Genomic DNA, 15,996 nt, shown 5'->3' on the forward strand with positions numbered 1-15,996 from the left:
GAACAGGCTCACGCTATATGGAGGCATCCTTTTCCTTTTCTGTGATACGGACATTATATTCGTCAATCCCTGGACAGGCAATACCGTCAGCTTTCGGGCATTATGCTTCAGCGTAAACAATTTACGAAATTTATAAAATTGAAACTGATGGGCCAATTTTACTAAAGGCTTTTACGGACGATAATATTGATAGTGTAAAAAATGATATATAAGTGCAAATTGCATATCCATCACTAATGGGGAGGTTAAACTCACAGTACTTTCTCCTACTGAAGACTGGAGATCTCTCAGCTAACCGCTGGCGGATCTTCAGTCTTTTTTATGCGACTCTCTTTGCCGCTGATAGGGAAATTCAGGTTTTCCCTCGGATATACAGGCATCGATCCTCGACAAAACGAATGGAAAAATACATCTCACAAGGATTTCCGCTGGATTCGCGGGAAATTTTATAACCATCGAGGGTCTTTATCAATGAATAAAAATATAATTTTTGGTCATGAGGTTTGCTCTCGACTACATAGAGATGAGACGAATTTTCAACCATGGTTTAGCGAGCAAATGATTGGAATCGATGGAGTTATAAAGTTTGGAAAGTTTGAATGCGCTAATAATTGACGAGGATGGAAACTATCAGACGGTGAGTGTGTAAAGTTGTGATAGCTAGAATGAGAAGTAGCCGGCAACATTTTTGTATCGAAGAAAGCAAGTAACCGCAACGACTCTGAAAATAATACTTTACTCCACGGCAAGCTAAATATTTCCGCTAAATCTACAACAGACCCAATTGCAAAATCATCACAGAAAAGCTCTCATAATTGAGGGCTTTTCTGTTATTTTGGGCAATTTGAAATTGTTTTTGATTTTGCTTCCACAGCCGCAAAGGATCGTATGCTTCAAAATTTTAATTGGCTGCTGGCACATGGGGCATACACTTTGATGAAGCGGATCGTTCAGCTTCACCGCTTTCTCCGTACTTGACGCAATTTCGCTTGTTTCATACCATCGTCTCCCATGATCCCAAACGGCTTGGGTTACTTGATTTCCCCTGTTGCCACGAGAACGGCTCTCCCCAGTGTATGGCTTAGCATGGTGAATCCTAAGAGAGCCGGCGTGGAGTTAGGCTCGACGCCGATATTCTCGACATCCAGCGCATGAACGACAAAATAATACCGATGAGGACCGTGTCCCGCTGGAGGCGCCGCACCGATAAACCGTTCGAGTCGTAAATCGTTCGGCAGTTGCAAGGCGCCTTGCGGCAAGCCGCTGCCATGCTCGTCGCCCGCGCCGGTCGGCAGTTCGGTGACGCTGGCAGGGATGTTGATGACGGCCCAGTGCCAGAGACCCGATCCGGTCGGTGCATCCGGGTCATACGCGGTTACGGCGAAACTCTTCGTCCCTGCGGGCGCACCCGACCATTTCAAATGGGGCGAAAGATCTTTGCCTCCCTCCACTCCTGACATCCCCGAGTATTGCTGAGGCGGTAGAGGAAGGCCCTCGGCAATGTCGTTACTCGTCACCTGAAAGACTTCGACTTCTTGCAATTTGGCAAATGGGTTGTTGCTCACTGTAAATTACCTCCTTCTTAAAGTGTAAATCGATTATACATATAAGAATCGATTTTGTAAATACAAATCGTTTAATTTACAGATTATCGAATTTTTTCTTTCCTTTTTATAAATTTAGGTGTAAACTATTTAAACGTGTATAATACCGATGTGCATGAAGGATGGTGCTGGCTTCATGGCCAAAAGAAACGGTTCGTCCACTTTAAGCGAAAATGTCACGAAGAAACTGCAGTCCGATATTCTGGCCGGACAATATGAACCGGGCTCTCCGTTAATCGTTTCGGAACTAGCCAAAGGTTTCGATGTCTCGGTTGCCGTCGTTCGCGAAGCATTGACACGGTTGGCGACCCAAGGCCTCGTCTTGCAAAACCCGAATCACGGATTTTCAGTGAAGACGGTGTCGGAAGAAGAACTGAATAACATCATACAGGCGCGGTCGATCAATGAATCCGAAGCATTACGCCTGTCCATCGCCTATGGCGATCTTACATGGGAATCCAATGTAATCGCCGTTCACCACAAATTATCGCAAACGGCCGAGTACAAGGAAGTGAATCAAAAGCTTGTCGTTAGCGAACAGTGGTCCGACATCCACCGTCAATTTCATTACCAACTTATCGCCGCATGTCCCAATCCGGTTCTCTTGGATATTTGCAGACGCCTTTGGGATTTGAGCGAATTTTATCGGCATTATTCGACCCCGCAGCAGCAAATTCGCGATGGCCGTGCCGAGCATAAGGCATTATCAGATGCCGTTCTTGACCGCGACAGCGATCGTGCCGTCAAGCTCTTTAGAGCGCACATCCAACTCACCGCGGATATCCTGTTTGACAACCGATAGGTGGTTTATGCAACAAATCGCCACCTTTACCCAAATTCGTTGTACACAAGTAGAAATATAAAAAAGGAGCAGTTTGTCTATGGCAACTGCTCCTTTATTCAATTACGACGATTGAAGAAGCGACGGCAACGGCAAGACATGGCTTCGTCGTCATGATGAATATGATCATTTTAAGGATTCCGACTCCTGTTGCAATTCAAGAAAGGACGACTTGTAAATTGTTGAACAACTTGGGGCAGGAGAGCTTCTTGGAATACCGGGTGCTTTAAGTTCGGAAAAATTAATCAGGCAACATTTTACCTTACACCATTTGTAAGTGTTTCTAATCTTTTATAATGGTTATAATGTGTATAGCTCAAATCGATCGATGATAATTCCGGAAAGTGACATTCAAAAAGGAGAGTTATACATGGTCAGCCAAGGAAAATTGCTGGAAGTTCAAGACTTGCAAAAAAACTACGGAAAGAAAAACAATATCACAAAAGCTTTAAACGGCGTTAGTTTTGATATTCTCCCAGGAGAATTTTTAGGAATCATGGGACCGAGCGGATCCGGTAAAACGACATTATTAAACTGCATTGCAACAATAATAAAACCGACGTCCGGGCGCGTACTTTTAAACGGCAATAACATCAGTGCTTTTGACAGCAAGAATTTAGCGGAGTATCGCGGCAGTCGAATTGGCTATTTGTTTCAAGACTTTGAGTTGCTGGATAATCTGACCGGACAAGAAAATATACTGTTGCCATTATCTATTCACGGGGTGAATTTTGCAAAAGCACGGGCTAAATTAGATGAGCTGGCAGGTTTATTGGAAATTACAAATATTCTTCACAAATTCCCATCTCAGATGTCCGGGGGACAAAAGCAAAGGGTAGCTGCCGCACGCAGTTTGATTTCCGATCCGGACATCGTTCTTGCGGATGAACCGACAGGAGCATTGGACACACGTTCTGCCAGAACGTTAATGAATAAGTTGGAAGCGATTAACAGAAGTAGTGGAAGAACGATTTTAATGGTCAGCCACGATCCAAATGCAGCAAGCTTTTGCTCAAGAATCCTATTTATTCAAGATGGTGTCATCTTTCATGAACTGCGCCGCACGCATGATGAATCGCAAGAGAAATTTTATGAAAGAATTTTGCAGGTGCTGGCTCAGCTTGGGGGAGGAAGCGCAAATGTTCTCTAGGCTCATTTATCGTAATGCGAAACGAAGTCGTAAGGAGAATTTCATCTACTTTGCAACACTTATAACCGCAGTAGCCTCGTTTTATATCATTCTTTCACTGGGCAAACAAGATGTTATTCTCTTCCTTAAGGAATTTGAAAGTGATGCGATCGATAAACTTTTAGCTCAGATGCCGATTGTATATTTGTTTGCCTTATTTTTATTATTTTTCTTGGTGTTGTTTGCCAACCGGTACCAATTAATTCGGAGAAGCAAAGAGTTTGGGCTTTATCTTATGTTAGGAACGCGCAAAGAACGCCTAATTCGGGGGCTCTTGGCAGAGGGGTTCGTCACTTCTGTTTTGGCACTCATTGGAGGCCTTTTAATAGGCGTATTTTTAGCGGAAATCATCAGCTTGACGGTTTCCAGATTCGTCGGACAGGGAATTATCGGTCATCAAATAAGCTTGTCGGTAAGTGCGATTTTCTTTACCATTATCGGTTTTTTATTCATACAGTTTATAGCATTAATCATTCTTGGCGGAAGATTATTTCATCAAGAGGTCCATCAATTACTTTATGGGCAAATGGATAAGAAACAAGATATGGGGCATGTTAAAGGCAATATACTCCATATATTAGCAGGTTCTATCTTACTGGGCGTGGCATATTGGATCGTTTTATACCGTTTTATGGATTTTGCAGGGCCTCTTCTGTTTGCGGCATTGGCGCTAGGAAGTTTAGGAACGATTCTTTTTATGAGGGGATTTGGAAAACTGCTAGGCTTATTGGCAAGCTTGTCCGAGCGTAAATCTACGAAAGGGCTGCGAACATTTACATTAAGACAGTTTCAAGAGAACGTAGCTAATAAATCTGCTTCCGTTGCTGTTACATCGATCCTCATCACGTTGTCTATCATTTTGATAACAAATGGCGCTTCAACTATGATAGGTTTAGAAAGTGTTTTTACTAGGAGTTCCTCGCTATATGATTTTACTGTTAATGGGGATAATCAAAGGGTTGAGCAATTTCTTACCTCAGAAAAAATGGTGCCGTATGTAGAGGACTTAAACCTATTGGAAATTGGGAAAATGAAATATCGGGATGAACGCGGGGAAGACGACTCCCCTTTGTCGTTGGTAGACTGGTCTAAATTAAGAGAGCAAATTATTATGGCTCTGCCAAGCAACTATAAAGAGCAAATTTTATCCGGAGAAATGCAGGGTTACAGTATCAGTTCGGATAACCCTGAAGCACTCAATCTGTTTGGGGTTCTGGAGATTGATGCAAAATCGCCTTACCTCATTCCCGAATCATCGTATAATGGACTTTTGAAAGCGATAGGAGAAAAACCGCTGAACTTACATTCAGATGAAATTGCTTTATACTTTAATCCCGATTTTATGCCAATGGATGATCCGGAAAGCCTGCCCGTACTCGATCGTATTCTTGAAAGGGCTGCGGAAGAAGGGCAAAGTTTGATGAGCATTCACGATCAGGCCATCTATATACGCCCGTCAACCCCAATGAGAGGATTGGTAGCAGACCGTTCCGTACAAATTCATTCTGCATTCATCGTTCCTGAACCTATGTTTGAACAATTATTAAATAAGGAAACCTATATGACGTATTGGAATTTTCGCATCCCGCAAAAGCTGCAAGACGAACAAGGTTTAATGAAACCAATGATGGAGGCTCGAGATTTATTAACATCTTCAGGCTTCGTGTTTGAAAGTTATTTACAAAACTTTGGACGCAAACTTTTCTACGTTGTTGCCGGAAGTTATACGACACTATATATGGGATTCTTATTCCTGGTTATTGCCTGTACGGTATTGGCTTTACAATTTTTGACGCAGATGAAGCAGACAGGCGGGCGCTATGCAACGCTTTCCATGTTGGGGGCAAAACGCAATCAAATGAAAAGGTCTATGCATAGACAGGTGTTGTGGACCTTTCTGTTGCCTGTCTCTCTTGCATGCGTGAGCGGAGCTGTTGGGATAAGAGCTATGATTTCATTTGTTATGATTCGCATCGAAGACAACGCGTTGCTTTATCCGATTGCCTTTGCCTTTGCATGTATTGTGATCGCAACGATGGCGATTTATGGCGTAGCAGTTGCCCGTACAGCAGATCATGAGATCGATAAATTGCGTTGGAAGCCAAATATAGATTAAGGAACCGTTTAATATCCAATTGAAGGAGGTGCCGAAGTGGCGAGGATTCTCATTGTTGAAGACGATGCATGGATGAGAGAAGAGTTAACGGATATATTGCAAAAAGCCGGTTACGAAGCAGCAGCCATTACAGATTTTCATGATATAGCTCTTCAAATCGCCGCTTTGGCGCCGGACTTGGTCTTGTTAGACATCAATTTGCCGGAACAATCAGGATTCGAAATATGTAAAAGTCTAAAATCAAAAGGGATTGGTCCCATATTGATTCTTACCTCTAGAGATAAGTTGCAAGATGAATTACACGGTCTTCATTTAGGTGCGGATGATTATCTGACAAAACCATGCAATCGAGATCGATTGTTAGCGCGCATTCAGAACCTGCTAAGAAGATTTGAAGGACAACCGGGCTTGATCGATGGCGGCAATTTTTCGCTGGACCCCAATACCTTTACGTTGTATAAGGGATCTCAATCGTTATTATTATCGGCTAACGAAGGGAAAATTTTATTGGCTTTAGTCCAGCATCGGCCCGAGATGGTATCCAAGTCAACACTGAGTGAACTTTTATGGGGAACAGACCAATATATAGACGAAAATGCACTTCAAGTCAATCTCACTCGCTTACGAAAAACATTGCGGCAACTCAACTTGGAAGATCAAATTGAAACGATAAGGGGTCAAGGTTATCGACTTAGGGGGCAGGTGAAACCATGAAATGGATCAAGCAAATCTATGATTGTTTTCATGCTTATAAACAATGGTTTCTTATCGTCATTGTTACCAATCTCCTATTCATTTTTTTAGCTTGGCTAGCTTACCCCGAATCGTTTCAGGCTTTAGTAGGCCTCATGATTATTTTTACTCTAGCGATGATATCGTTGCCTGTATTCATGATCATTAGACGGCAAAAAAGAATAGAAGCTGCCTTTCAAGATTTTTTGGCAGAGCCGAATGAGACGAACGAAGAAATATTATGCCGGGTATCTCCTAAGACGCATTGGTCGTTTATCCGCAGCATGGGGACCGTCCTAAGATCATATCAGTCGGAACTTAATGAGCAGGTTGCCCAGTTGACCGATTATGAAAACTATATCGAAGGATGGGTTCACGAAATGAAAAAGCCCCTGTCATTGATGACATTGGTATTAGATAACCGCAGTGACGAAATGTCTCCCCTTGTTAGGCACCGCATGCTCCATGTTCGCGATCAAATGCTTGGGGACATAGAGCGAATTTTGTATTTTGCGAGGCTTGGGGCCGCTCATAAAGATTATATTTTTGAGCCTATAAGCATACTGGCATTTTGCAAACAGACCATTGAGAACCATAAGACATTATTAGATGAATCCGGGTTTCAAATTCAGTTCTTAGGTGAAGAAATGGAAATTTTATCCGACCGCAAGGGATTCGCTTTTATATTATCGCAAATCATCGCTAATAGTACGCAATACGTTGCGCAGAATCAAGATCGTCCCATTCTGACATTTGAAACGGTTCATGATGAAGTGAGCGATCAAACCATTCTAAATATTAGCGATAATGGGCCTGGCGTATCCGAAGAGGATTTACCATTCCTTTTTGATAAGGCCTTTACGGGAAGCAGAGGTGCTTATACAAGACAAGCAACAGGTATGGGACTCTTCTTAGTGAGCAAGATGGCTTATGATTTGGCAATTCAGTTGGATGCAGAATCAGAGCTTGGTTCGGGGTTGACCATATCGCTGCGATTTCCAAATGTGAACAAAAAGCTGTTATACTAAGATACTAAACGAAACTTGCAGATGGAGTGAGTGAAGTGGGAAGCGGTACTGTCTTGCTGGTTGATGACGAACAGGGCTTGCTGGATCTATTGGCGTTTACCTTAAGGAAGTTCGGGATTGCCAATCTGTTAACGGCCACGACGGCCCAAGAAGCGTTAGAAATAATCGCCCGGCATGATGTGTCCTTGATTGTGCTGGATGTCATGCTCCCGGACGGCGACGGATTTGAGGTTTGCCAGCAAATCCGCAAGATTACCGAAGCGCCTGTGCTGTTTTTGACCGCCAAAAATCAGGATATCCATAAAATTAAAGGATTTGAACTGGGGGCGGACGACTATATTACCAAGCCGTTTAACCCGACCGAAGTCGCTGCGAGAGTTCAAGTTCATTTACGCAGAATGGCCAAGCTGCAAACGATGTCCAAAGCCGTCTACGACTTTGGGCATTTTGCACTGAACAAGCAAAGCGGGCAATTGTTCGTCCAGGGGCGGGAGGTCCCCTGCGCGCCGATGGAGTTTTTATTGCTGGCCTTCTTATGCGAGCACCCCAATTTTATTTTTACGGTAAGCGAATTATATGAAAAAGTATGGAGGCCATATCAGGAAGGCGATGAAAAAACAGTGGTCATTCATATCTCCCGAATTCGGAAGAAAATCGAGCCCGATCCGAGGCAACCGCAGTTTCTCGTGAATATGAAGGGACTGGGTTATAAATTAGTGAAAAAAGCGAGGTATGTTCCATGACCATTGTTCAACGCTCCATGCTGCTGTCCCTTCTGTTTTTACTGGCCTCTGTCTTGGTCATTTCCATCGGTTTTGTAGCCGTTATCGTCGTTTTGATTGTTCTGATGCAATATTTCCCGGCGCTTCAATTCCTGGATATCAAGGTTTATCATATCTTGGTTTTTGTTGGCGTTTTAGGACTCTATGTGTATACGGCCGGTTGGTTGATCGGCAAGCCTTCGCTCGCTGTGGTCGATTGGATGAAGGGCCTCTCCGCGGGGCAATACGACGTCAATGTTTATTGCAAGCGGTATTCCTTCCTATGGAATAAACAGCGGAAAATCAAACTTCGCTATATCCCTTTCAAAGATATGATGATTCGTCTTCAGGAATTGACGATGACGCTTGATCGCAACCGTCAAGAGGTTGAGGAAACGAACGGACTGAAGGAACAGTGGATTGCAGGAGTATCCCATGATGTGAAAACTCCCCTCTCGTACATCAAAGGATACCTTGATGTTATTGGCAGCCCGCAGGTTGAATTAGCCAAGGAGGAAAAGAAGCGGATCTTCCGATTACTGTTGCAAAAGGTGCAGGAAATTGAGGGATTGCTCCGAACGTTTCAGTTCAGGCAGGGAAAGCCCAGGGTATTGAAGACAAGAAGCGATCTTGTCCGTTTCTTGAGGGAAGTGACGCTCGACGCGGCCAATAATCCTAGATCCGCATCTTACCATTTCAGTTTCGAATCGGAAATCCCCGAACTGCAATATTATTACGATTCCAAGCTTCTCAAAAGAGCGGTTCAAAATGTTCTGATGAATGCCGTACTCCATAACCCGCCCGAAACGGCCATCGCCGTTCAGGTCAAAAGGGACCGTAACATCCAAATCATAATAACCGACAGCGGTGTGGGCATACCGCCCGCCATCGTTCACCGCCTTTGTCACCGCCACCCGGGCGATGCCCAGGACTTGGAAGAAGGGATCGGTCTGTTCGTTGTGAAAGACTTGATCGAGGAACATCAGGGAGAACTGGAGATTTGCAGCGTCCCGCAACAAGGAACGACCATAACGCTCAAACTTCCGCTTCATGACGTCAGGTAATTCGTTTACCTGACGTTTACTTTGTTCGCTTACGCTGTAGGAACAACAGTAAACAGAGGTGAACAAAAGAATGGCACAGTACGTACTTGAAACGAACTCTTTATGCAAACAATTTGGCGGCCAAATTTCCGTGGACCGGGTGAATCTACAAATCCCCGAAGGCTCGGTTTACGGATTTCTGGGACCTAACGGAGCCGGAAAATCGACAACGATCAAAATGCTGCTCGGCTTGATCAAGCCTGACGGAGGAAGCATCGCGATTTTTGGCAAGCCTTTTCCCAAAGCGCGGATTGAAATTTTACAACAGGTCGGATCGCTGGTGGAATCCCCCTCTTATTACGGCCATCTATCCGGATACAAAAATATGAAAATCGCAGCCACTCTTCTGGGTGTCCCGGAATCGCACATTGAGGAGGCGCTTGAATTGGTCCGCTTGACGGGCCAAGCCCATAAAGCGGTCCGGAAGTATTCCCTGGGCATGAAACAAAGGCTCGCCATCGCGATGGCGATCATCCATCGCCCCAAATTATTGATCCTCGACGAGCCTACCAACGGTCTCGACCCTTCGGGGATACAGGAAATACGCAGCTTGATCGTCGATATGCCGCGAAGGTATGGCATGACCGTATTGGTATCGAGTCATCTGTTATACGAAATCGAACAAGTCGCAGATCATGTGGGAATCATCCATCAGGGTAAGTTAATCTATCAGGGCACGCTATCCGCTCTAAGGGAGCAAAGCGGGGACCAATCGCTGGAACAAATTTTCCTCGGGATGACGGGCATGGGGAGAAGCTTATGATCAAGCTGATTCGTACGGAATGGATGAAATTAAGAACGTTCTGTCTTGTTCTGCCGGTCATTGCAGCGTTTCTCCTATTAGGCGTCACAAGCGGATTTTGGTATATCAATTTTCGCGAGGCGCCCGGCGGCGTATATTCCACGATGTCCGTAATGTACTTTTTCCTTTCTTTTACCCTTATGCTTAGCGCGACATTACTCTCCAGCGTCATCGCATCAACGGAGCATGAAACGAAAGGATGGAACCGGGCATGTTCGCTGCCCGTAGGAAAATCAAAAATTTATATAAGCAAATGGATCGTTACTTGCATGCTGCTGCTCGCTGAGGTGCTGGTCATTATAGCGGGAACGTTCGTGCTTTGGAAACTGATGTTTCATGAACCGGCGCCGCTTGAGATCCTAATTAAACAACCTTTATACTGCTTTTTAGCCGGATTTGCGTTTCTCTCCATTCAAATGTGGTTATCCACCGTGTTTGCGAACCAATCGATTGCTATAAGTGCAGGAACCGCCGGTTCCATGGCCAGCCTGTTTCTGGCACGTTCGACGTTTCCTGTCCTTCAATACATGCCGTGGACGTACCCTGCATTATCCACTCCGTTAGTTCCGGGCCATTGGCATTGGATCGTTGCCGGCTTAGCCGTCGGCGTCGTTTTGTTGGCCGCAGGATGTTGGCATTTTACCAGGAAAGATTGGTAGGAGGAGTAGCGATGAGAAGACTATTAACCGCAGAATTTGTAAAAATCCAATGGTGGCTTATGATCGCCCTTATTTTTATAAGCCTCCTTGCAGATGTTTTATTGGCAACCAGCAATTGGGGCATGCTGTCCGCAGTTTATGAACCGAATTGGCCTCATTATCTGATGTATATCATCAATCTGCATACGATGTTTTTCTTGCCTTTGTTTTCCGGGACCGCGGCCGGTCTGATCTGCTTGTACGAGCATCGATCGGGGGGCTGGAAGCAATTGCTTGCAACACCTTACTCCCGTTCCCGCATATATTTGGCCAAATTCGCCGTTTTGCTCTGTATGCTCGCCATCATGCAGTTGTTTTTCATCGCGGCGGAAGTCGGCAGCGGGATGATTGCCGGCGTTGAAGGCCAAATCGACTGGCTATTCGTGTTGAGCAGCGCCGTGTTGGGCTGGATCGGCATGTTTCCGTTAGCTGCCATCCAGTTATGGTTTTCGACGAAATACAAAAATTTCGGCATCGCTTTTAGCATCAATGTCGCTTGCGTCTTGTTGAACGTTATCTTCTCCGGTCTCCATTCCTTGCTGGGGATGTGGTTTCCGTTTATCCTGCCTTTCTATACCATGATGCCGCAGGACACCCCCTTCTCTCCCAGAGTACATGAATGGAGCTTGTATGCGATGATCGGAATCGGCTTTGTCTTCTATTTCTTCATGGGACAGTACATGTTCCGACAAAAATCGTTGGCAGCTTGAACCTGTGGAGGAAAGCAGACCGTCCGATTCTCCCGACCAGATCTTAACGGGCGGCGCTCGATAAATGTTTTTCGGTCAGGATCGCGAGCATTTGAATGCCGACTTCGTTATGCCCGCCTTCAGGGATGATGAGGTCGGCGTATTTTTTGGACGGTTCGATGAAGGCATCGTGCATCGGCTTGACGGTCGCGAGGTATTGCTGGTAGATGGAATAAATCGAACGGCCCCGCTCCTCCAGGTCCCGCAGCACGCGGCGGAGAATACGGACGTCGGAATCGGTATCCACGAACACTTTAATGTCTAGCAGGTTCCGCAGCTTTTCGTCATAGAGCACGAACAGTCCTTCAACGATGACGATCTTGTTCGGCAGCAGCTTGATCGTCTTGTCGGCGGACCGGGTATAGGCGGTGAAGTCGTACACCGGCGCATAGGCGGCTTGTCCGCTTTTCAGAAGGGTGAGATGCTCTACGAGCAACTCGTTGTCGAAGGCGAAGGGGTGGTCGTAATTGGCTTTCACGCGTTCCGACATTGTGAGGTGCGATTGATCTTTATAGGTAGTTATCCTGTGAGATGAACGTTACTTTATCCGTTTCGAGCTGTTCAATAACCGAACGGGCAACCGTGGTTTTACCGGAGCCGGTTCCGCCGGAGATTCCTATAATGAGCATGGCGATTCATTACCCTCCTACAAATTCCCGTTAACATTCCAGTATTGTAGCATAGCCCGCATTTTTTTCATCTTGTACTTGGCCGTGGGGAAACCGTTTGTCCGAGGTGATGGATTCTAACGTGACTTCGGCGGCAGGCGAAGCGATTTCTTCCGCTTGCTTAAACCTAAAGCAATTTGTCCATGATGGAGAAATGGTTGCATGAATCCAAAAATAGTGGAATTTTTCCCAATGACCGTTTCCTTATGCCCGAAGAACATTGGCTTTATAATAATGTATGCGGTTACAAAAAAACCGAAGCATGAAGAAAAGGGGAGGCAAATATGAAACGTATGAAAGGTATGAAACGATTGTTAGTCGGGATCTCTGCAATGCTCGTCATTACGTCCGCTCTCGCGGCGTGTGGCGGAAACTCCAATTCCAATTCGACCTCGGGCTCAGATCCGGCCCCGTCAACCAACACTGCCGAGGCTCCGCCAAAAGGAGAAGGTTCCAAAATCACTATCAATCTCTGGAGCTTCACGGACGAGATCCCGAACATGACCCAAAAGTATATGGAAACTCATCCCGACGCGAATGTGGAGTTCAAAACCACGATTATCGCAACCACCGAGGGCGCTTATCAGCCTGCTCTTGACCAGGCCTTGGCCGCCGGGGGCAAAGATGCCCCGGACCTGTATGCGGCGGAAGCGGCGTTCGTGCTCAAGTATACGCAAGGAGACGCATCCAGCTATGCCGCCAACTATGCGGACCTGGGCCTTGACGACCAAATGGTTAAGGACGCGGGCATCGCCCAATATTCGGTTGACATCGGCAGCAAAGACGGCCAATTGAAGGCCCTCGGCTATCAAGCGACCGGAGGGGCTTTTATCTATCGCCGCTCGATTGCCAAGGATGTTTTTGGAACGGACGACGCGGCCGCAATCAAAAATGAAATTGGGCCAGGCTGGGACAAATTTTTCGATGCAGCCGCGAAGCTGAAAGCGAAAGGGTACGGCATCGTTTCCGGGGACGGCGATATTTGGCACCCGATCGAAAACAGCTCCGACAAGGGTTGGATTGTCGATGGCAAGCTTCATATCGATCCGAAGCGCGAAGAGTTTCTTGATCTCTCCAAGAAGCTGAAAGACAATGGCTATCACAACGATACCCAAGACTGGACGGAAGCATGGTACGCCGATATGTCCGGCTCCGGCGCCCAACCGATCTTCGGTTTCTTCGGTCCCGCCTGGCTTATCAACTACGTGATGAACGGCCAAGTGAAAGACACGAATGGCGACTGGGCTGTTTCCGAACCGCCGACAGGCTTCTTCTGGGGAGGCACCTGGCTGCTGGCCAACAAGGATGTAACCAAGGACGACGCCAAGAAACAGGCCGTTGCGGATTTTATCAAATGGGTGACGCTTGATACCTCCGAAACGGGACTCCAGTATTACTGGGCTAACGGCACAATGAAGGAAGGCGAGCAAGGCACGAAGGACAGCGTTGCATCCTCCGTCGTCATGGCGAAGTCCAACGGCGAAGTTCCGCTGCTCGGCGGGCAGAACATGTTCGACGTGTTCGTTCCGGCTAACGCCAACGCTTCCGGCAAGAACTTGACCCAGTACGACGAAACGATTAACAGGTTATGGCGCGATCAAGTACGCGAATACACCGCGGGCAACAAGACACGAGACGAAACGATCGCCACCTTCAAGCAGCAGGTCAAAGACCAGCTTGGCATCGATAGCGAATAAGAAGGAGTAGAAGGGGCGGGGGAGATCCCGCCCCTTCATATCAATGAACGAGGTGAGAGCATGCGCCGCAAAGGTGTGAATTACTCGAAATACGGCTATATCTTTACCTTTCCGTTTGTCCTGGCATTTCTGATTTTCTCGCTGTATCCCATTTTGTTCACCGCAGTCATCGGGTTCACCGATATGCAGGGATTAATACCCAAACCGATTCATATTTTGGATGATCCTTTTCAAAACTTCAAAGATCTCTTCTTTGATAACGCCTCGTTCAGGAAGTCTTTGTTTAACACGGGATTGCTGTGGATTGTCAACTTCATTCCCCAGATCGTTCTCGCGCTCTTGCTCACGGCATGGTTCACGAACAAGCGCCTCAACATAAAGGGACAAGGCGCGTTCAAAGTTCTGCTATATATGCCGAATATTATCACTGCGAGCACGATCGCCGTCCTTTTCAGCACGATGTTTGCCTATCCGATGGGTCCCATAAACAGTTTGTTTCAACTGATGGGATGGTCCGACGCTCCGATTTACTTTCTTCAGGATAAGACGACAGCCCGAGGAATTGTGGCGTTCATTCAATTCTGGATGTGGTACGGCAATACCATGATCATCCTTATCGCAGGCGTTATGGGCATCAACCCCGCTCTCTTCGAGTCCGCGGCGATTGACGGTGCAAACGGCTTTCAAATCTTCTTCCGCATCACGCTGCCGAGTCTCCGTACGATTTTGCTCTTCACGCTGATTACATCGATGGTCGGCGGCTTGACCATGTTCGATATTCCGCAACTGTTCCTTCTGGGAGGACCGGACGACTCCACGCTTACCACGTCCATGTTCATCTATGGGCAAGCGTTCAGGGGCAGTTATTTGTACAATCGCGCTGCAGCGGCGAGCATGATCCTGTTCCTGATCGCGGCGGTATTGTCCGCATTGCTGTTCTACGTGATGCGCGACCGCGATGCGGCAAGATTGAAAAAAGCGGAAAAGAAGTATAGAAAGTCGATCCAAGCAGCAGTCAAGAGGGAGGTGTAATACATGGAAAAAATTCAGAAAAGCGGAGCCGTCAACCTAAAGATAAACAGGACGATTGTCTATATCGTTTGTATCTCATTGTCGCTCCTCAGCATCCTTCCGTTCTGGATCATGTTCGTCAACGCCACGCGATCTACGGCGGAAATCCAAAGCGGTCTCTCGCTGCTTCCTTCGACCCACTTTATGAACAACCTGCAAGTGCTGCTCGAGAAGAGCTTCGATCCCATTCAAGGGTTCCTGAATTCGTTTATGATCTCCGGTTCGGCAACCATCTTAACGGTCTACTTCTCGTCGTTGGCGGCCTATGGGCTTGTGACCTATAACTGGAAGCTGCGCAGCCCATTCTTTACCTTCATCATGTGCGTGATGATGATTCCTTCCCAGGCAAGCGCAATCGGATTTTATCAGTTCATGTATAAATTACATTGGACCAACAGCTTTCTCCCGCTCATTCTGCCTGCGATTGCCGCGCCGGCGGTAGTGTTCTTCATGCGCCAATACCTGCTCGCAACGCTGTCGTTAGAGATCGTGGAAGCAGCGCGCGTAGACGGGTCCGGTGAATTCCAAACATTCAACCGGATCATCCTGCCGCTGATGACGCCCGCAGTGGCGACGCAGGCCATCTTTGCCTTCGTTGCGAACTGGAACAACCTGTTCATGCCGCTGATTTTGCTGACACAAAAGGAAAAATATACGATGCCGATCATGGTTAGCTTGCTGCGAGGCGATATTTACAGGACAGAGTTTGGCTCGATCTATTTGGGGCTGTCCTTGACAGCCTTGCCGCTGTTCGCGGTTTATTTCCTGTTATCCCGGTATATTATCGCCGGCGTAGCGCTTGGAGGCGTGAAAGAATAACCGTCAAGCCGGCTTCATAAGAAGAAGAGCGGGACTGCGGGAACGTATCCATGCCGATACAGGACGATCTCCGGCCCGTTCGATATGCAGGCAATTTGTAGGGCTTTCCATGACACTT

The 15,996-nt window shown here is 46.7% G+C and carries 13 protein-coding genes and 2 pseudogenes; 13 read left to right on the plus strand and 2 right to left on the minus strand.

The genetic code is table 11. The features are described from left to right. Positions 1-1,031 precede the first annotated feature (1,031 nt). Positions 1,032-1,565 carry a YbhB/YbcL family Raf kinase inhibitor-like protein gene (locus tag KQI79_RS23975; RefSeq protein ID WP_216540835.1) on the minus strand — a complete coding sequence of 178 codons (534 nt, stop codon included), beginning with the start codon at positions 1,563-1,565 and terminating at the stop codon, positions 1,032-1,034. Between the two features lie 175 nt (positions 1,566-1,740). Between KQI79_RS23975 and KQI79_RS23980 the strand changes: the two genes are divergently transcribed. From KQI79_RS23980 to KQI79_RS24025, 10 genes and pseudogenes are all read left to right on the plus strand, one after another. Continuing rightward, positions 1,741-2,406 carry a GntR family transcriptional regulator gene (locus tag KQI79_RS23980; RefSeq protein WP_216540836.1) on the plus strand — a complete coding sequence of 222 codons (666 nt, stop codon included), beginning with the start codon at positions 1,741-1,743 and terminating at the stop codon, positions 2,404-2,406. A 409-nt stretch (positions 2,407-2,815) separates the two neighbouring features. Then, on the plus strand, positions 2,816-3,595 hold the full coding sequence (locus KQI79_RS23985; RefSeq protein ID WP_216540837.1) for an ABC transporter ATP-binding protein: 780 nt from the start codon (positions 2,816-2,818) through the stop codon (positions 3,593-3,595). Then, the gene (locus KQI79_RS23990; RefSeq protein WP_483311409.1) at positions 3,567-5,750 is read left to right on the plus strand and encodes an FtsX-like permease family protein; all 2,184 of its coding nucleotides are present in this window, start codon (positions 3,567-3,569) and stop codon (positions 5,748-5,750) included. The genes KQI79_RS23985 and KQI79_RS23990 overlap by 29 nt, the downstream gene beginning before the upstream one ends. Before the next feature lie 36 nt (positions 5,751-5,786). Beyond that, a complete protein-coding gene (locus tag KQI79_RS28395) occupies positions 5,787-6,464 on the plus strand; it encodes a response regulator transcription factor (protein ID WP_216540838.1) in 678 nt (225 codons plus the stop codon). Further along, positions 6,461-7,510 carry a sensor histidine kinase gene (locus KQI79_RS24000; RefSeq protein ID WP_216540839.1) on the plus strand — a complete coding sequence of 350 codons (1,050 nt, stop codon included), beginning with the start codon at positions 6,461-6,463 and terminating at the stop codon, positions 7,508-7,510. Before KQI79_RS28395 ends, KQI79_RS24000 begins: the two co-directional genes overlap by 4 nt. Positions 7,511-7,545: 35 nt before the next feature. Then, positions 7,546-8,253 carry a response regulator transcription factor gene (locus KQI79_RS24005; RefSeq protein ID WP_216540840.1) on the plus strand — a complete coding sequence of 236 codons (708 nt, stop codon included), beginning with the start codon at positions 7,546-7,548 and terminating at the stop codon, positions 8,251-8,253. After that, positions 8,250-9,335 (plus strand): sensor histidine kinase, encoded by a 1,086-nt coding sequence (locus KQI79_RS24010; protein ID WP_216540841.1) that lies wholly within the window; start codon positions 8,250-8,252, stop codon positions 9,333-9,335. Before KQI79_RS24005 ends, KQI79_RS24010 begins: the two co-directional genes overlap by 4 nt. Positions 9,336-9,405: 70 nt before the next feature. Then, positions 9,406-10,086, plus strand: a pseudogene (locus tag KQI79_RS24015) (ABC transporter ATP-binding protein); the annotation flags it as partial. A 47-nt stretch (positions 10,087-10,133) separates the two neighbouring features. Further along, positions 10,134-10,835, plus strand: a complete 702-nt coding sequence (locus KQI79_RS24020; RefSeq protein ID WP_216540843.1) for an ABC transporter permease — start codon at positions 10,134-10,136, stop codon at positions 10,833-10,835. Positions 10,836-10,846: 11 nt separating this feature from the next. After that, complete coding sequence (locus tag KQI79_RS24025) at positions 10,847-11,584, plus strand: ABC transporter permease (RefSeq protein ID WP_216540844.1); 738 nt, start codon at positions 10,847-10,849, stop codon at positions 11,582-11,584. A gap of 43 nt (positions 11,585-11,627) precedes the next feature. Here KQI79_RS24025 and udk read toward each other — a convergent pair. After that, positions 11,628-12,252, minus strand: a pseudogene (udk, locus tag KQI79_RS24030) (uridine kinase). 332 nt (positions 12,253-12,584) lie between these two features. Between udk and KQI79_RS24035 the strand changes: the two are divergent. From KQI79_RS24035 to KQI79_RS24045, 3 genes are read left to right on the plus strand one after another with little or no spacing between them, the layout of a single operon-like run. Continuing rightward, positions 12,585-13,988 (plus strand): type 2 periplasmic-binding domain-containing protein, encoded by a 1,404-nt coding sequence (locus tag KQI79_RS24035; RefSeq protein ID WP_216540862.1) that lies wholly within the window; start codon positions 12,585-12,587, stop codon positions 13,986-13,988. A 60-nt stretch (positions 13,989-14,048) separates the two neighbouring features. Further along, positions 14,049-15,020, plus strand: a complete 972-nt coding sequence (locus KQI79_RS24040; protein WP_216540845.1) for a carbohydrate ABC transporter permease — start codon at positions 14,049-14,051, stop codon at positions 15,018-15,020. 3 nt (positions 15,021-15,023) lie between these two features. Beyond that, a complete protein-coding gene (locus KQI79_RS24045) occupies positions 15,024-15,878 on the plus strand; it encodes a carbohydrate ABC transporter permease (protein WP_216540846.1) in 855 nt (284 codons plus the stop codon). Positions 15,879-15,996: the final 118 nt, after the last annotated feature.

The organism is Paenibacillus sp. MSJ-34, assembly GCF_018918005.1.
In the GTDB taxonomy this organism is placed as follows: Bacteria; Bacillota; Bacilli; order Paenibacillales; family Paenibacillaceae; genus MSJ-34.